The organism is Escherichia sp. E10V5 (genome assembly GCF_004212315.1).
In the GTDB taxonomy this organism is placed as follows: Bacteria; Pseudomonadota; Gammaproteobacteria; order Enterobacterales; family Enterobacteriaceae; genus Escherichia.
This window is the reverse complement of record NZ_RHJM01000024.1, coordinates 45245-62397: the sequence shown is the minus strand read 5'-3', so window position 1 is coordinate 62397 and position 17153 is coordinate 45245. Positions and strand designations below refer to the sequence as shown.

Annotated in this window: 14 protein-coding genes; 4 read left to right on the top strand and 10 right to left on the bottom strand. The window is 54.5% G+C overall.

Annotation, left to right across the window (positions count from 1 at the left end; all coding sequences use genetic code 11):
- Window positions 1-3 precede the first annotated feature (3 nt).
- Genes mtnN through D9738_RS17480 form a run of 3 tightly spaced genes read left to right on the top strand, consistent with a single transcriptional unit; the run spans window position 4 to window position 2156 of the window.
- Complete coding sequence (gene mtnN / locus D9738_RS17490; RefSeq protein ID WP_130260756.1) at window positions 4-702, top strand: 5'-methylthioadenosine/S-adenosylhomocysteine nucleosidase; 699 nt, start codon at window positions 4-6, stop codon at window positions 700-702.
- Window positions 695-1495, top strand: a complete 801-nt coding sequence (btuF, locus tag D9738_RS17485) for a vitamin B12 ABC transporter substrate-binding protein BtuF (protein WP_130205008.1) — start codon at window positions 695-697, stop codon at window positions 1493-1495. The genes mtnN and btuF overlap by 8 nt, the downstream gene beginning before the upstream one ends.
- A gap of 37 nt (window positions 1496-1532) precedes the next feature.
- Complete coding sequence (locus D9738_RS17480; protein ID WP_064525034.1) at window positions 1533-2156, top strand: TRIC cation channel family protein; 624 nt, start codon at window positions 1533-1535, stop codon at window positions 2154-2156.
- A gap of 46 nt (window positions 2157-2202) precedes the next feature.
- Here the strand turns inward: D9738_RS17480 and erpA are convergent, their stop codons facing one another.
- The 4 genes from erpA to D9738_RS25195 are packed head-to-tail and all read right to left on the bottom strand — an operon-like array spanning window position 2203 to window position 4109.
- The gene (erpA, locus tag D9738_RS17475) at window positions 2203-2547 is read right to left on the bottom strand and encodes an iron-sulfur cluster insertion protein ErpA (protein ID WP_130260755.1); all 345 of its coding nucleotides are present in this window, start codon (window positions 2545-2547) and stop codon (window positions 2203-2205) included.
- Window positions 2540-2605, bottom strand: coding sequence for a small protein YadW (yadW, locus tag D9738_RS17470; RefSeq protein ID WP_130260766.1), 66 nt, complete (start codon window positions 2603-2605; stop codon window positions 2540-2542). Before yadW ends, erpA begins: the two co-directional genes overlap by 8 nt.
- A gap of 23 nt (window positions 2606-2628) precedes the next feature.
- The gene (gene clcA, locus D9738_RS17465; protein WP_130205006.1) at window positions 2629-4050 is read right to left on the bottom strand and encodes a H(+)/Cl(-) exchange transporter ClcA; all 1422 of its coding nucleotides are present in this window, start codon (window positions 4048-4050) and stop codon (window positions 2629-2631) included.
- Complete coding sequence (locus D9738_RS25195) at window positions 4047-4109, bottom strand: hypothetical protein (protein ID WP_214251109.1); 63 nt, start codon at window positions 4107-4109, stop codon at window positions 4047-4049. The genes clcA and D9738_RS25195 overlap by 4 nt, the downstream gene beginning before the upstream one ends.
- A gap of 162 nt (window positions 4110-4271) precedes the next feature.
- Between D9738_RS25195 and hemL the strand changes: the two genes are divergently transcribed.
- On the top strand, window positions 4272-5552 hold the full coding sequence (gene hemL, locus D9738_RS17455) for a glutamate-1-semialdehyde 2,1-aminomutase (RefSeq protein WP_130260753.1): 1281 nt from the start codon (window positions 4272-4274) through the stop codon (window positions 5550-5552).
- A gap of 235 nt (window positions 5553-5787) precedes the next feature.
- Here the strand turns inward: hemL and fhuB are convergent, their stop codons facing one another.
- The 6 genes from fhuB to hrpB all read right to left on the bottom strand — a co-directional run bounded on the left by fhuB (window position 5788) and on the right by hrpB (window position 17081).
- Window positions 5788-7770, bottom strand: a complete 1983-nt coding sequence (fhuB, locus tag D9738_RS17450; RefSeq protein WP_130260752.1) for a Fe(3+)-hydroxamate ABC transporter permease FhuB — start codon at window positions 7768-7770, stop codon at window positions 5788-5790.
- Window positions 7767-8657, bottom strand: a complete 891-nt coding sequence (fhuD, locus tag D9738_RS17445; RefSeq protein ID WP_130260751.1) for a Fe(3+)-hydroxamate ABC transporter substrate-binding protein FhuD — start codon at window positions 8655-8657, stop codon at window positions 7767-7769. The genes fhuB and fhuD overlap by 4 nt, the downstream gene beginning before the upstream one ends.
- Window positions 8657-9454, bottom strand: coding sequence for a Fe3+-hydroxamate ABC transporter ATP-binding protein FhuC (fhuC, locus tag D9738_RS17440; protein ID WP_096319580.1), 798 nt, complete (start codon window positions 9452-9454; stop codon window positions 8657-8659). Before fhuC ends, fhuD begins: the two co-directional genes overlap by 1 nt.
- 50 nt (window positions 9455-9504) lie before the next feature.
- Window positions 9505-11748: a ferrichrome porin FhuA gene (gene fhuA, locus D9738_RS17435; RefSeq protein WP_130260750.1), complete on the bottom strand. Its 2244-nt coding sequence runs from the start codon at window positions 11746-11748 to the stop codon at window positions 9505-9507.
- Window positions 11749-11966: 218 nt separating this feature from the next.
- Window positions 11967-14489 carry a bifunctional glycosyl transferase/transpeptidase gene (gene mrcB, locus D9738_RS17430; protein WP_130257830.1) on the bottom strand — a complete coding sequence of 841 codons (2523 nt, stop codon included), beginning with the start codon at window positions 14487-14489 and terminating at the stop codon, window positions 11967-11969.
- A gap of 162 nt (window positions 14490-14651) precedes the next feature.
- Window positions 14652-17081: an ATP-dependent helicase HrpB gene (hrpB, locus tag D9738_RS17425; protein WP_130260749.1), complete on the bottom strand. Its 2430-nt coding sequence runs from the start codon at window positions 17079-17081 to the stop codon at window positions 14652-14654.
- Window positions 17082-17153: the final 72 nt, after the last annotated feature.

Below are 17153 nucleotides of genomic sequence, written 5' to 3'. Positions count from 1 at the left end.
TCTATGAAAATCGGCATCATTGGTGCAATGGAAGAAGAAGTTACGCTGCTGCGTGACAAAATCGAAAACCGTCAAACTATCAGCCTGGGCGGTTGCGAAATCTATACCGGCCAACTGAACGGAACCGAGGTTGCGCTTCTGAAATCAGGCATTGGTAAAGTCGCAGCGGCGCTGGGTGCAACTCTGCTGCTGGAACACTGCAAGCCTGATGTGATTATTAACACCGGTTCCGCGGGTGGCCTGGCGCCAACGCTGAAAGTGGGCGATATCGTTGTCTCGGACGAAGCACGTTATCACGACGCGGATGTCACGGCGTTTGGCTATGAATACGGTCAACTGCCTGGCTGCCCTGCAGGCTTCAAAGCTAACGATAAACTGATCGCTGCCGCCGAGTCCTGCATTGCCGAACTGAATCTTAACGCTGTACGTGGCCTGATTGTTAGCGGCGACGCTTTCATCAACGGCTCTGTTGGTCTGGCGAAAATCCGCCACAATTTCCCGCAGGCCATTGCAGTAGAAATGGAAGCGACGGCTATCGCTCACGTTTGCCACAATTTTAACGTCCCGTTTGTGGTGGTGCGCGCCATCTCTGACGTCGCCGATCAACAGTCTCACCTTAGCTTCGACGAGTTCCTGGCCGTTGCTGCCAAACAGTCCAGCCTGATGGTTGAGTCACTGGTGCAGAAACTGGCTCATGGCTAAGTCACTCTTCAGGGCGCTGGTCGCCCTGTCTTTTCTTGCGCCACTGTGGCTCAACGCCGCGCCGCGTGTCATCACACTTTCCCCCGCTAACACCGAACTCGCATTTGCCGCCGGGATCACGCCGGTAGCGGTCAGCAGTTATTCCGACTATCCGCCAGAAGCACAAAAAATAGAGCAGGTTTCCACCTGGCAAGGGATGAATCTGGAACGTATTGTGGCGCTAAAACCCGATCTGGTCGTAGCCTGGCGCGGGGGTAACGCCGAGCGGCAAGTTGACCAGCTTGCTTCGCTGGGAATAAAAGTGATGTGGGTCGATGCGACAAGCATTGAACAAATTGCCGATGCGTTACGTCAACTGGCCCCGTGGAGCCCGCAACCTGACAAGGCCGAGAAAGCCGCGCAAACCTTGCTGGAACAGTATGCGCAACTCAAAGCTAAATTCGCCGATAAGCCTAAAAAACGTGTTTTCTTACAATTCGGCATAAATCCGCCGTTCACCAGCGGAAAAGAGTCGATTCAGAACCAGGTACTGGAAGTTTGCGGTGGAGAAAACATCTTTAAAAACAGCCATGTTCCCTGGCCGCAGGTTAGCCGCGAACAGGTATTAGCACGCGCGCCACAGGCAATTGTCATCACTGGCGGATCGGACCAAACTCCTAAAATCGAGCAATACTGGGGTGAACAGCTCAAAATTCCCATTATTCCTCTCACAAGTGACTGGTTTGAACGTGCAAGCCCACGTATTATCCTCGCTGCACAACAACTCTGTAATGCGCTTTCACAAGTGGATTAGCGCCTGACCTTTTCAGGTGCTCAGTGGGGATTGAACAATGCTCGTCTATTGGCTGGATATAGTCGGCACAGCGGTATTTGCCATCTCCGGCGTTTTACTTGCCGGAAAATTGCGTATGGACCCTTTTGGCGTCCTGGTATTAGGCGTGGTTACCGCGGTAGGCGGTGGAACCATTCGCGACATGGCGCTGGATCACGGTCCGGTATTTTGGGTGAAAGATCCCACCGATCTGGTCGTTGCAATGGTAACCAGCATGCTGACGATCGTCCTGGTACGCCAGCCAAGACGCTTGCCGAAATGGATGCTGCCGGTGCTGGATGCTGTTGGGTTGGCAGTCTTTGTTGGCATTGGCGTCAACAAAGCCTTTAATGCGGATGCGGGTCCATTGATTGCGGTATGTATGGGCGTTATTACGGGCGTCGGCGGCGGGATCATTCGCGATGTACTGGCGCGCGAAATCCCCATGATTTTACGTACAGAAATCTACGCTACAGCCTGTATTATCGGCGGTATTGTCCACGCTACGGCTTATTATACGTTTTCCGTCCCGTTAGAAACGGCCAGTATGATGGGGATGGTGGTAACGCTATTGATTCGACTGGCAGCTATCCGTTGGCATCTTAAACTGCCGACGTTTGCGCTGGATGAGAATGGGCGTTAAAGAGAGCAGATGTGCCGGATAGTTTATCCGGCACATTAACAGCAGATTAGATGCTGAAGGAAGAACCGCAACCACAGGTGCTTTTCGCGTTCGGGTTGGTCACGATGAAACGCGAACCTTCCAGTCCTTCAGTATAATCAACGGAACCACCAACCAGATATTGCAGGCTCATTGGGTCAACGACCAGGTCAACGCCCTGTTTTTCGATGGTCATATCGCCTTCGTTCACCTGATCATCAAAGGTGAAACCATACTGGAAGCCGCTGCAACCGCCACCGGTGATATACACGCGTAATTTCAGATTCGGGTTATCTTCGTCAGCGATCAGGCTTTTAACTTTGTTGGCTGCTGCGTCGGTAAACTCCAGCGGCAGTGCTACGTCATCACTCATATTTTGCTCCAAACGACATCGGCAATTGGGCAAATTCTAACCCAATAATAATCACCATTATCTAATACCCTGGTATTTCGTTCAAGTATTCTCGCTGGCTGGTGCGGCCTTGGCTCGCGCCAGTTGTTCCGCTTCCTGTTTTGCCAACGTGCGCGCAAGAATCGCCGAGTATAGCGGTTTTCCGCCGGTAAATTGTGCTAATAGTGTTGCGCCAAGACCGGTAATAATCATTGGCAAAATGAGCTGATAGTTATCTGTCATCTCTAATACCAGAATGATCCCCGTTAACGGCGCACGAATGGATGCCGCCAGTAACGCGCCCATTCCGGCAATAGCAAAGGTGCCTGCTTCAAGGTGATATTGCGGAAACAGTTCAACGGCAACCATTCCGAACGCGGTTCCCAGCACGGTACCCAGCGCCAGCATCGGGGCAAAAATACCGCCCGGCGCGCCGGAAGAGAAACAGAGTAAGGTGGTGATGACCCGCGCGACAAAGATAAATACCAGCATTCCCATGCTGAAGTTCCCCGCCGTGGCGATAGGAATCAGGTTAAAACCACCGCCTGAGGTTTCAGGAGCGACAAAACCCAGCAGCCCACACAAACCGCCAATCGCACCTCCCATCAGTACCCATTTGGTAATATTGCCGCCGTGCACGCGATGCAGCAAATCCTGCATCCCCAGCACCCATTTATTAAAAATAGGGCCGAAGATACCAAAAATAATACCGAGGATCAGATAAAGCCAAAGCGTATTGAGCGGGGCGTCAGAAAGTTTACCGACATCAATAAGTGCAACTTCGTGGTTAAATACCCGGTACATAATGGTCGACATAATGACGCCAATAAATACCGCTTTAATCGAAATTAGCGTATAGCGAAACTGCGGACGCATCTCTTCAATAATAAAAAGAATACCCGCCAGCGGCGCATTAAAAGCCGCCGCCAGACCCGCCGCCGCACCGGTTGCCAGTAACGTATGGCGAGCTTCGTCACCTTTCATGCGGAAAATATCAAGCACCATCCGGCCAATATTACCGCCAATCTGCACGGTTGGCCCTTCGCGCCCCAGGACCATACCGCCGCCCAGCGTCCCCAGACCACCAAAGAATTTCACTGGCAATACACGCCACCAGCGAACGGGACGTTGATCTTCCAGCGCCCCTTCAATTTCCGGGATACCCGAACCACCCGCTTCCGGCGCGTATTTGCGCACCAAGAAATAACCGAACATCGCCAGCGCTGCCGAACAGAGAAAAGCAACGGTTAACAGAAGTGGGTAATTATCGGCAGTATGTACCAGCGCGCCCATTCGTTGGTTCTGCAACCAGGCGACACCTTTGTCAAAAGCAACCGCTGCCAGCCCGACAAGGGTACCGACGACCGCCGCCATAAACAAAATAGCTAATGGCGTTTTATCACGCTCAAGAAGCTGGCGAATGAGTTGTCTGCGTCGCAGACGCGCAGCCTGCGGTATTTCATAAGAGGGAGTATCAGTTTTCATCCAATGATCACATATTGGTCATACAAATAAGATGACGGCATTTTACTCGCACATTCAATGAAAATCCTTTGCAAAGCGTAATGTTTCAAATGCACAAAACTTTTATACTCTACGAAGTCAAAGTTGCAGTAGTAAAAGCAACTTGTTGACGAGTATTTAACTTGTGATGAATAACCTAGAATAGCAGCCATTCACTTTTTCTACGAATCAGGAACCCCTCCATGAGTAAGTCTGAAAATCTTTACAGCGCAGCGCGTGAGCTGATCCCTGGCGGTGTGAACTCCCCTGTTCGCGCCTTTACTGGCGTGGGCGGCACTCCACTGTTTATCGAAAAAGCGGACGGTGCTTATCTGTACGATGTTGATGGCAAAGCCTATATCGATTATGTCGGTTCCTGGGGGCCGATGGTGCTGGGCCATAACCATCCGGCAATCCGCAATGCCGTGATTGAAGCCGCTGAGCGTGGTTTAAGCTTTGGTGCACCGACCGAAATGGAAGTGAAAATGGCGCAACTGGTGACCGAACTGGTCCCGACCATGGATATGGTGCGCATGGTGAACTCCGGCACTGAAGCGACGATGAGCGCCATCCGCCTGGCCCGTGGTTTTACCGGTCGCGACAAAATCATTAAATTTGAAGGTTGTTACCACGGTCACGCTGACTGCCTGCTGGTGAAAGCCGGTTCTGGCGCACTCACGTTAGGCCAGCCAAACTCGCCGGGTGTTCCGGCAGATTTCGCCAAACATACCTTAACCTGTACTTATAACGATCTGGCTTCTGTACGCGCCGCGTTTGAGCAATACCCGCAAGAGATTGCCTGTATTATCGTCGAGCCGGTGGCAGGCAATATGAACTGTGTTCCGCCGCTGCCAGAGTTCCTGCCGGGTCTGCGCGCGCTGTGCGACGAATTTGGCGCGTTGCTGATCATCGATGAAGTGATGACCGGTTTCCGCGTAGCGCTAGCTGGCGCACAGGATTATTACGGTGTAGTGCCAGATTTAACCTGCCTCGGCAAAATCATCGGCGGTGGAATGCCGGTAGGCGCATTCGGTGGTCGTCGTGATGTAATGGATGCGCTGGCCCCGACTGGTCCGGTCTATCAGGCGGGTACGCTTTCCGGTAACCCGATTGCGATGGCCGCCGGTTTCGCCTGTCTGAATGAAGTCGCGCAGCCGGGCGTTCACGAGACACTGAATGAGCTGACAACACGTCTGGCAGAAGGTCTGCTGGAAGCGGCGGAAGAAGCGGGAATTCCGCTGGTCGTTAACCACGTTGGCGGCATGTTCGGTATTTTCTTTACCGACGCCGAGTCCGTAACATGCTACCAGGATGTGATGTCCTGTGACGTCGAGCGCTTCAAGCGTTTCTTCCATATGATGCTGGACGAAGGTGTTTACCTGGCACCGTCAGCGTTTGAAGCGGGCTTTATGTCCGTGGCGCACAGCATGGAAGATATCAATAACACCATCGATGCTGCACGTCGGGTGTTTGCGAAGTTGTGATCCAACATTGTTTGCCGGATGCGGCGTGAACGCCTTCGTTTGTAGGCCCGATAAGACGCGTCAGCGTCGCATCGGGCATTATTTGTCGGATGCGACGTGAACGCTTTATCCGACCTGGAGTGCAGGGCCGTTTGTAGGCCCGATAAGACGCGTCAGCGTCGCATCGGGCATTGTTTGCCGGATGCGACGTGAACGCCCTATCCGACCTGGGGTTCAGCGCCGTTATATGGGCAAATTAACGGCTCTGCTTTCTCAACAAATAGATAAAGTATGGCGCGCCGATAAAGGTCGACAGCAGCCCCGCCGGGATCTGGAACGGAAACAGTGCCATCCGCCCACACCAGTCAGCGAACACCAGCAGCAACCCACCCACCAACGCCGAAATCACAATATGTGGCATCGTCCGTCGAAAGCCCATCATCCGCGCAATATGCGGTGCCATTAAACCGACAAAACTCAACGGTCCAATGGTCATTGTCGCGGTCGCCGTCAGGCAAGCCGCTAGCATCAGCAGTGCAATTCGCGTCGGCGTTAGCGCCATCCCCACGGCCCGAGCGGTATCACCGCCCAGCGGTAAAATGGTCAGCCAGCGGCGGCACAGCGGGGTAATCGCCAGCAAAATCACCATCACAATTCCGGTGCGCCAGACCTGCGCATCGGTCGCGTTGTAGGTCGAACCAGAAATCCAGGTCAGCACTTGCGCCATTCGCGGGTCACCGCTCGCCTGCAACATCATCAAAAGCATGGTGAACGCGGTGCTTAACGCCATCCCCGCCAGTAACATGCGGTGTGGGGAAAATCCACCGCGTCCGGCGGCGATCATAATGATCAACAGCGTCACCGCCGCGCCGAGACTTCCCGCGGGTAACAGCCAGCCAAAGGCATTACCCGGCACTAAAAACAGCATCAGTACCACGCCAAACGCTGCGCCAGAGCTAATCCCCAGCACTTCCGGGCTTGCCATCGGGTTTCCGGTCAGCCGCTGAATAATACAGCCCGCCACCGCCAGCATGACGCCCGCAAACAACGCCGCCATAATTCGCGGCCAGCGCCAGGGCATCAAATCCTCGAGCAACGCCCCGCTTGCCCACGTCCAGCCGTGCGCATCACGACCAAACGATAACGCCACCACCACTGCAATCAACAGCAGCACACCGCCAGCGAGGACAAACGCCAGCACATGTTGACGTTCAGTCGCCACCCGATCGTTCACTTTCATATCTGGCGCACTAATGCTGCGTAAACGCGGCAGCAGCCACAGCAGCAGCGGCGCACCGATCAACGCAGTGACCGAACCGGTAGAAACCTCCATCCACACGTGAGTCAGCCAGAGGATGATTTGATCGGAAAGCCAGAGGATCAGCGCCCCAATCAGCGACGCCAGCATCAGTCGCGGCAGCAGACGCCGCGCGCCCAGCATTTTTGCCAGCAGCGGCGCGAACAAGCCGATAAAGCCGATAATCCCCACCGCGTTCACCAGCAGCGCACTGATGACAATCGCCAGCGACAGTGCCGCCAGACGCGCCAGCGACAAGGCCAGCCCCAGATTGCGCGCCACGCCATCATCAAGCCCCATCAGGGTTAACGGGCGAAGTAGCAGTAACGTCAGCATCACGCCGCCCAGCAGCTGCGGCCATAAACGCTCAACGCCGCCCCAGTCGGTTTGCGTCAGCGTTCCGGTGCTCCACAGGAACATGCTTTGCAGCTGGTCGTGATGGAAGATAACCAGTAGCTGATTAATTGCCCCGCAATAAAGGCTCACCACCAGCCCCGCGAGGATCAGCGTTACCGGCGAAAGCCGTTTCCCCCACGCGACGCCAAAAACGATTAAGCCAACGACACAAGCGCCCGCCAGCGCAGCAAACTGGCTCGCCATCGCGCCGGGGATCGCCCAGAGCGTCGTGACGGTAATCCCCAGTTGCGCGCCTGTAGCAACGCCCAACGTCGTCGGTTCCGCCAGCGGGTTATGCAGCACTTGCTGAAACAGCACGCCCACCAGCCCCAGGCCCGCGCCCACCAGTAGCGAAATCGCCAGACGCGGCAGCAAGCTGTAGTGAAAAATCATCTGCTCGATGACATCGATATCCGGCGACCAGGCAGCCTGCGCCCATTGGCTACGCGGCAGCGCCTGCGAAAAGTTCATCCAGGTCAGCGCCGTAGCGACAATCACCAACAGCGCCAGCAATAACGCCGGGAAAAGCGCAATTCGTTTACTCACGCTTTACCTCCGATGGCGTTATCCAGAATACGTACAAAGTGCATTGCCGAAAGCGTCGCACCATAAAACCAGACTGCGGGTACGCGCTGAAAGCGTCCGGCGCGGACAAACGGCATGGCCTGCCACAGCGGGGTTGCCATTAGCGCGTCCATGTCTTTGCTGTTGTCGTGATCAAAACAGAGCACATCAACATCTTTATACGCCGCCAGACGATCGATACTGACGGTAGTACTGCCCCAGAAATTGGTTTCTCCCTGCCAGGCATTCACAATGCCGTATTCATCGAGAATTTCCTGGAACAGGCTGTTTGGACCGAAGACCAGCATATGGCGCGGATCGAGAAGCGACGTCAGCAATAACGGGCGCGCTCCACGCTTCACAAAGCGGGGTTTCATGCTGCGGATAAAGTCTTCATATTGCGCTAAATGCGTTTCTGCTGCGCTTTGTAGATTAAGTAAATCCGCCATTTCCGTCAGCGATTTACGCGCCATCGCCAGCGGCTGTTTGCCGTCGCTGAAGTTAAATCCGCGTCCCGGCGCAATGCGTGCCAGCATTTCTGGCGAAGGGCCATATCCCGCCGACCAGACCATAAACGACGGTTTCATTTCGGTCAGCAGTTCAAGGTTAGGTTCTGTACGCAAACCAACGTCAATCACCGAATCTGGCAATGGCGGTTCGCTGACCCACAGGCGATAGTTAATGGTGTCTGCCACACCGTAAGGTACGATGCCGAGCGCCAGCAGTAATTCCACCGGCAACCACTCCAGCGCCACAACGCGATGTGGATCAATAGCCGCCGCACGGGCGGTATTCATCTGCCATAGCAACGGAGAAAGCGCCATCGCCGTTAACAGTCGGCGGCGCGAAATAAGAAGTAAACCGCTCATCAATAAACAAAACTCACAGGTGCAGCACCCGCCGGATGCGGCAAAATCCCCATCGGGATGCCATAAATCATTTCGAGGGTTTCGCCGCGCATAATTTCAGCAGGCGTTCCCTGAGCAATCATTTCACCACCGCGCAGGGCGACCAGATAATCACAATAGCGCGCCGCCATATTGATATCGTGCAGCACAGCAATGACCGTCAGACCACGTTCCTGACTTAAACGATGCACCAGCGCCAGCACGTCAACCTGGTGGGCGATATCCAGCGCCGAGGTCGGTTCATCCAGCAGCAGGCAACGGCTGTCCTGCGCCACCAGCATGGCGATCCACGCTCGCTGACGCTCGCCGCCGGAGAGACTATCGACCAGCCGATGCGCCAGCGGTTTTAAGCCAACCAGCGAAATCGCCTCTTCGACCTTTTCGCGATCTGCCGCGCCAAAGCGCCCCAGCGCACCATGCCACGGGTAACGACCAATCGCCACCAGTTCACGCACGGTCATCCCTTCTGCCGGAGGAAGCTGCTGCGGCAAATAAGCCACTTTGCGGGCAAACGCTTTGCTACTCCAGCTTTCCAGCGGCTGGGTATCAAGAAGAATTTCGCCTTCCGACGGTGGCTGATGACGGCCAAGCATTTTGAGCAGAGTGGATTTACCAGAACCGTTGTGACCAATCAGACCGGTCACTTTCCCGGCAGGAAAGGTTAACGACAGCGGATGCAAAAGCGTGCGCCCTGGCACACGAAAGGAGATATTACGCAGTGCAAAAGTGGTATCGGAATGATTCGTGTATTCCTGCATAACAGCCAACTTGTGAAGCGGGCACGGAAATCCGTGCCCCAAAGAGAAAATTAGAAACGGAAGGTTGCGGTTGCAACGACCTGACGTTCTGCGCCCCAGAAGCAGCCATAGGTGTTAAAGCAGCTGGCGACGTATTCACGATCGAACAGGTTGTTAACATGCAGCGCTACGTTGGAGCCAGCCATACCGACTCGCGCCAGATCATAACGCACTAACGCATCCACGACCGTATAACTTCCCACTTTAAAGGAGTTCGCCGGATCGCCGTAGCTGGAGCCAGTATAACGACCACCAGTACCCAGAGTCAGACCTGAAAGTGGACCGTCAAAGAAGGTGTAATCAGCCCACAGAGAAGCCATATGTTTTGGCACCTGCGCAGGCGTATTGCCTTTGTAGGTGGTATCGGTGGTGTATTCCGCGTCGGTATAGGTATAAGAACCGACCACGTTAACACTCGCCGACAGCGCCGCTTTTGCTTCGATCTCTACGCCACGCGCACGGATCTCGCCACCTTCAACCGAGAAGAAGGAACCCTCAGGATCCGCCATCAGGTTGTTGGTTTTGGTGAGATTATACAGCGCGCCAGTCACCACAATTGGGCGATCTTCCGGTACGTATTTCACGCCGACTTCGTACTGCTTACCTTTAGACGGTGCGAAAATATTACCATCCTTCCCGACCTGTGAAGAAGGTTCAAACGATTCGCTATAGCTGAAGTACGGTGTTACGCCGTTATCAAACAGGTAGTTAACGCCACCACGCCAGGTGAACTGTTTGTCATCACGTTTATCTGTCGTTCCCGCTACGCGGTTAAGAGATTCTTGATCTGCCCAGTCGTAACGACCGCCCAGGGTGACCAGCACTTTATCCCACTGCGCCTGATCCTGAACGTAAATACCCGTTTGTTTCTGCTTATTCAGAATGCGGTACGGGCCGGAGTTTGCCGGATCTTTGGCATTGAAATCGAAATCGGTATTCACCGGATTGTACAGATCGAGCAGTGGCACAGAGTCGTCGTAACCAAACCAGGCGTTGATGTCATTACGCATACGCATAAAGTCGACACCGGTCAGCAGGGTGTGGTCGATATCGCCAGTGGCGAATTTGCTTTGCAACTGGGTATCAACAGAGAAGTTTTGCAGCTTCTCATCATCAACGACGTATTTACGCGCCAGATAATGGCCTTTATCCGCTGGCGCTAAAGCTGCACACTGCTGGCTGTAAGCATTCGCCGGATCGGAGCAGACGCCGTAACCATAAACGCTGTTTTGCGAGGTTTTGTTTTCAGCAAAGCGCAGGTTCTGACGCACGGTAAAGGTGTCGTTAAATTCGTGGTCGAAGCTGTAGCCAATCATCTTCTCATTACGAGAATAGGTGTTGTTCTTCGCCCCTTCGTTAAAGTCAGTCGGCAGACGCTTACCGTTTGGCAGCGTATCGACGGTCCCTTCTTTCGGCAACCAGCCGTAATAACCGGTTTCCGGTTCATTCTGGAAGTAAGAAAGGAAGGTGAAATTGGTTTTATCGTCCGGACGCCAGGTGAAAGCTGGAGCAATAGCATAACGCTGCTCTTCCGCGCCCTTTTGCTGGGCATTGGCAGAGCGCGCAAGTCCGGTCAGACGATAAGAGTAAACGCCATCATCATCCAGCGCATCGCTGAAATCAAAACCGGTCTGGAACAGGCTATCAGTCCCAGCTTTAAACTGAATTTCTTTCAGCGGTTCGGTGGTCGGGCGCTTGCTGACCATGTTCAACAAGCCACCAGGGCTGCTTTTCCCGTACAGCACAGATACCGGGCCACGCATGATTTCAGCGCGCTCCAGCATATACGGGTCGATAACCGCATCGTTATAGAAGTTGCCCTGCATCTTCAGGCCATTCAGATAGTTGTTCTGACTTTGGCCGTCAGCGGCGAATCCGCGGATGATCAGGTAATCGTAAGTGTTGGATGCGCCACGGGTTCCCACGGCAACGCCAGGGGTGTAGCTAAGCGCCTCTTTAACTGACTTCGGCTGATGCAGCGCCATCTCTTCGGCGGTCACAACAGAAATAGACTGTGGCACTTTTTGAATCGGCGTATCTGTTTTGGTGCCGGTGGCGGACTGTCGCGCCGCAATAGTTGCAGCCGGCCCCCATGCGCTTTCTTGCGGCGCAGGTGCAGCGGTAACGGTGATAGTGTCTTCTTTCGGTTCAACCGCTGCCTGTGCATAAACAGACATGCCGCTAACCGCTGTGGCTACTACAACTGCGATTTTACGCAGCGAGTGTTTTGGCTGAGCAGTTTTGGAACGCGCCATTGGTATATCTCTGATGAAAGTGAATGATAACGTAAACGAGAATGATTATTATAAAGATAAAATAATATTCGAAACGGCGAGACGATAGCAAGCAGTACCCATCAGAGATCCAACCAAAGGGTCAATAAATAACCAGATGAAAAGAAAGGGTTAATGCTTTTGGAGGGATGTTATTTTACCGGATGGCTACTCGCCATCCGGTATGTCACGCTTAGACGTTAATTACTACCAAACATATCCTTGATCCAGCCTGCCACGCCGTCGCTGTCTTTCTGCTGCTGTTGAGCAGGTTGCTGTTGCGGCTGTGAAGACTGATCAAATGGATTGCCTGACGGCTGCTGCTGTACCTCACTCTGCTGGCACAGCGATTGCGGATCGCTGGTCCAGACCGGCAAAGTACGCATACCACCGCTGCAAACAAAGTTACCGTCGTAATCCACGCCCATATCCACGATATCTTCCGGCGGTACAAGATTCAGCGGCGTTGGTGTCTGATTAGCCAGATAACGCTGGTAAATTGACATCGCCCCGCTGGCACCGTACAGCTTAGTCGGCTGGTTGTTATCGCGGCCTACCCAGGTGATGGTCACCGTGCTGCCGTCAATGCCCGCAAACCAGGTATCAACGTTGTTGTTGGTAGTACCCGTTTTCCCTGCCAGATGCAGATTTGGATATTTCGCCCCAAGCTGACGTCCTGTACCACGTTGCACCACTTGCTGCATGGTCCACAGCGTCAGATACGCCGCCTGCGCCGGAACTGCGCGTTCCGCCTGCGGGAAGCTCTGATACAGCACCTTACCATCTTCCGCGATTACCGAACGCAGCGCAGAAAGCGGCGCGCGGTTACCGCCGCTGGCGATAGTCTGGAACGCCTGCGCCACTTCTATTGGCGTTAAGTTCAGCGCTCCCAGCAACATTGCCGGAACTGGATTCAACTGGTCTTTCGGCACGCCCAGTTTGATCCAGGTATCCGTAACCGCAGGCAGCCCCAGCGCCATCCCCAGATTCACCGTCGGCACGTTCATCGAACGGGTCAACGCATCCACCAGCATCACTCTGCCGCTTTCGCTATAGCGACGATCATCGTTCTGCGGTGACCAGACCTGACCGTTCGGCTGACGCAGCGCGATTGGCGCATCAGCAATCCACGTGTTCAGGCGATAGATTTTCGGCTGACTTAACGCCGTAAGGTAAGTCGCTGGTTTTGCCAGTGAACCAATCGAACGACGCGCCTGCATCGCACGGTTATAGCCCGCGAACTGCGGTTCAGCCCCCCCAACCATCGCACGGACTTCGCCACTAAAGCGGTCAACGACGACAATCGCCGTTTCCAGATCGCTCAACTTACGCTGTTTCTTCAGTGCAGGAATGCCTTCTACGGCAGCTTTTTCTGCCGCATCCTGGGCCACTGAGTCAAAAGTAGTGAAGATCTTCACACCAGAGAGATCTTTCACCTTATCGCCCAGTTTCGCCTGCAACTCCTGACGCACCAGCTGCATAAAGGCTGGCTGAGGAGAGATTACTCCGCCGCGTGGCTGTACGCCCAGCGGTCGCGCACTCAGCATTTCATACAGTTCGCCGTCGATAATCTGCTGTTGTTGCAGCAAACGCAGCACCAGGTTACGTCGCTCCAGCGCCAGTTTCGGATTACGCCACGGGTTGTAGATCGACGCGCCTTTCACCATGCCAACTAACAGCGCCTGCTGGTCAAGGCTCAACTCTTCTACCGGGCGACCAAAGTAGTACAGGCTCGCCAGCGGGAAGCCACGAATTTCGTTGTCGCCGCTCTGACCGAGATACACCTCGTTCATATACAGCTCAAGAATGCGATCTTTGCTGTAACGCGCATCCATAATCAACGCCATATAGGCTTCGTTCGCTTTACGCCAGTAAGAACGTTCGCTGGAGAGGAACAGGTTTTTCACTAACTGTTGCGTCAGTGTACTCGCCCCCTGCACCGTGCGTCCGGCTGTCAGGTTCGCCAGCACCGCACGTCCAATGGAGTAGAGGCTGATGCCATCATGCTCGTAGAAATGACGGTCTTCTGTCGCCAGCAAAGTATCTACCAGCAAGTCCGGGAAACCACTGCGCGGCACAAACAGACGCTGCTCGCCGTTTGGCGAGGAGATCATGGTGATCAGGCGCGGATCAAGACGGAAGAAACCGAACTGACGGTTGTTCTCCATATTGACGATGGTCGCCAGATGATCACCATCAAAAGTCAGACGCGCACGCACCTGCCCTTCTTTACTGTCCGGGAAATCAAACGGACGGCGGATCATTTCAATGCTGTTGGCCTGCACGGTAAATTCGCCAGGACGGGTCATCTTCGACACCTGACGATACTGGGTCGCCTCCAGCAGTTTCACCATCTCGTTCTTGCTGATGGTCATATCTGGTTCAAGGTTAACCATTCGGCCATAGACCGCCGCTGGCAACTGCCAGACCTTGCCATCAATACGGCTACGAATTTTTTGATCGAGATAAACGCCGTAAATGGCGATCAGCACGGCAAAAACGATAGCCAGTTTTAGCAGCAGCCATAACCAGCCGCGTTTGCCACGAGGCTTACGCCCTTTTCCTTTGCCCTTTCCTTTGCGCGGCATCGGTTCTTCGTCCTCATAGTCATCATAATCGTCGTAATCATCATCGTCTTCGTAACGACGACGGCTTACCTTTTGTTTGACTGGACGCGTCGGTTTCCCTTTGCGTCCAATTGGCTCGCGGTCATTCCCGGCCATGCTTTTTCTCCGCAATATTCAGGCGCAAAAGCCCGATTTTCTGTTCTTCTGTTGCAATACAGAAGAAGATATCTCTCAAAATGCTTTTCTCCCTCTCCCTGTGGGAGAGGGCCGGGGTGAGGGCATCAGCGCGCACATTGCCCCTATGCCCGTTTACCAACCTTACGAATACTTTTTCGTCCGCCGCGTTGGTGCGGTATTCGCCGGGTCGTCCGGCCAGACGTGTTTGGGATAACGCCCTTTCATCTCCTTTTGCACCTCACGATACGCCCCTTTCCAGAAGGCCCCCAAATCACGCGTGATTTGCAGCGGCCTTTGGGCGGGTGAAAGCAACTCCAGCACCAGTGGCACACGCCCCTGGGCGATTGTCGGATTGGTGGCTTCGCCAAACATCTCCTGCATTCTTACTGCCAGCGCAGGCGGGTTATCTTCATGATAACGAATGGCGATCCGACTTCCCGTCGGCACAGTGTAATGCGCAGGCAGGGAACTCACCAGACGTTGCTGCATTCCCCAATCGAGTAATCCATGCAGCGCCTGGTAAATATCGACTGATTTCAGGCCACGTAGCGAATGTACGCCGCTCATATGCGGCAACAACCACGTTTCAAGCGTCGCCAATAAACTCGCGTCATCGACCGCTGGCCAGTCATACTCTGGTAACCACTTCGCAGCGCACAGTAAACGCAGGCGTAGCTGTTCCGCTTCTGGCGTCCAGTTGAGGACGTTTAATCCTTTATCGCGTATACCGTTAAGCATCGCCTGATGTAATTCTTCTTCCGAAGGTTTCGCTAGTGGCTGCACTTTTACCGTGAGCTGGCCAATTTGCAGCCGACGCCAGGCTTTCAGCGTGCCTTGAGCGTCGTCCCACTCCACAGTGTCAGACTGCTGCACCAGTTGCGGGCAACGTTCTACTAACGTATCAATATCGACCGGCAGCGCCAGCAAAATCCGCGCATCCGGCGAGGCGCTGCCCTGCAATAATAACGGAGCGATCAGCCATTCGTGGCGGTTTAACGCGTCGTCGGCATCCAGCATCGCCCCCATGCCGTTCGCCAGTTGATAGCGACCATCTTGCCCACGCCGACGAGCAATACGATCGGCAAACGCTCGGGTGAGTAGCGGCGCAATAAGCGAACTGTCCTCCTCACCGCCGCGAACGTTTAAGCGTTTCAACAGTTGCTGACTACGTTGCTGCCAGGCTGGTTGATTACGCGAGAACGCCACGCCAAGATCGCCATTCCGCATCCGTGGCGGTTCTTCGAGTATGGCGGCAATTTTTGCGGCGGTAGCCGCTTCATCGTCGCTCTTCGCACTCACCAGCATTGCCGCTAAACGCGGATCGTTACCCAGCGCCGCCTTTTTTTGCCCTTGTGCACTAAGCCGTTCACCGTCCAGCGCCCCCAGCATGTGTAACAGACGTTTCGCCGCCTGTAGATTCACCGCTGGCGGGTGATCCAGCCAGTTCATCTGTGCCGGATCGCTACATCCCCATTGCAGTAATTCCATCAACAAACCGGAGAGATCGCTTTGTAAGATCTCCGGTTCACTTTGCGCTGCGGCGCGTTCCGCCTGCTCTTTAGCGATTAAATGCAGGCAAATACCTGGCTCCAGACGCCCGGCACGCCCGGCACGTTGGGTCATCGACGCCTGGCTAACGCGCTGAGTGATCAACCGAGTAAGACCCGTACGCGGATCAAAGCGCGCTACCCTTTCCTGGGCGCAATCCACCACCAGACGGATACCTTCGATGGTTAGACTGGTTTCAGCGATGTTGGTCGCCAGCACCACTTTGCGCATTCCTTGCGGCGCAGGGAGGATAGCTTTTCGCTGATCGTTCAGCGACAACGCGCCATACAGCGGGCAGAGCAACACATCACTGCCGATACGTGACGCCAATTGTTCCTGCACGCGCTGAATTTCTCCGACACCAGGTAAAAATAACAGTAATGACCCAGTTTCCTGGCGCAGCAATTCGGCGGTAGCGGCAGCTACTGCTTCGTCAAAGCGTTGGTGTGCAGGCAACGGCAAATAGCGGCGCTCCACCGGATACGAGCGCCCTTCGGAAACAACAACGGGCGCTTCTGGCAGCATCTGCTGCAAGCGATCGTTATCCAGCGTAGCCGACATAATTAGCAGCTTTAAGTCATCGCGCAGACCTTGTTGCACATCGAGTAACAACGCCAGCGCCAAATCCGCCTGCAAACTGCGTTCATGAAATTCATCGAGGATCACCAGCCCCACGCCGTTCAGTTCCGGGTCGCGCTGGATCATGCGCGTCAACACGCCTTCGGTGACCACTTCCAGACGAGTATTCGGCCCGACGCAGTTTTGCGCACGCATCCGGTAGCCAACTGTGTCGCCAGGCTTTTCGTTCAGCAGCTCCGCCAGGCGTTGCGCAACGTTACGCGCCGCCAGTCGACGTGGCTCCAACAGGATGATTTTCCCGTGAATCCCTGAATGCGCCAGCAGTTGCAGCGGTAGCCAGGTCGATTTTCCGGCTCCGGTCGGCGCACTTAATAACACCTGCGGCGCATAATCGAGGGCGGCAAGTAATTCAGGTAAGACGGCTGCAACGGGTAACGACGACACAAAACGCTCCAGAGGGTTAACATTCTTCGCGCCACATTGTAGCATCGCGGTAATTCATAACCGAGTGCCTGA

What these genes read in the sequence shown, in the direction of transcription:
- mtnN (WP_130260756.1), top strand. Translation starts at nt 4, where the DNA reads ATGAAAATCGGCATCATTGGTGCAATGGAAGAAGAAGTTACGCTGCTG.
- btuF (WP_130205008.1), top strand. Translation starts at nt 695, where the DNA reads ATGGCTAAGTCACTCTTCAGGGCGCTGGTCGCCCTGTCTTTTCTTGCG.
- D9738_RS17480 (WP_064525034.1), top strand. Translation starts at nt 1,533, where the DNA reads ATGCTCGTCTATTGGCTGGATATAGTCGGCACAGCGGTATTTGCCATC.
- erpA (WP_130260755.1), bottom strand. Translation starts at nt 2,547, where the DNA reads ATGAGTGATGACGTAGCACTGCCGCTGGAGTTTACCGACGCAGCAGCC.
- clcA (WP_130205006.1), bottom strand. Translation starts at nt 4,050, where the DNA reads ATGAAAACTGATACTCCCTCTTATGAAATACCGCAGGCTGCGCGTCTG.
- hemL (WP_130260753.1), top strand. Translation starts at nt 4,272, where the DNA reads ATGAGTAAGTCTGAAAATCTTTACAGCGCAGCGCGTGAGCTGATCCCT.
- fhuD (WP_130260751.1), bottom strand. Translation starts at nt 8,657, where the DNA reads ATGAGCGGTTTACTTCTTATTTCGCGCCGCCGACTGTTAACGGCGATG.
- fhuC (WP_096319580.1), bottom strand. Translation starts at nt 9,454, where the DNA reads ATGCAGGAATACACGAATCATTCCGATACCACTTTTGCACTGCGTAAT.
- fhuA (WP_130260750.1), bottom strand. Translation starts at nt 11,748, where the DNA reads ATGGCGCGTTCCAAAACTGCTCAGCCAAAACACTCGCTGCGTAAAATC.
- mrcB (WP_130257830.1), bottom strand. Translation starts at nt 14,489, where the DNA reads ATGGCCGGGAATGACCGCGAGCCAATTGGACGCAAAGGGAAACCGACG.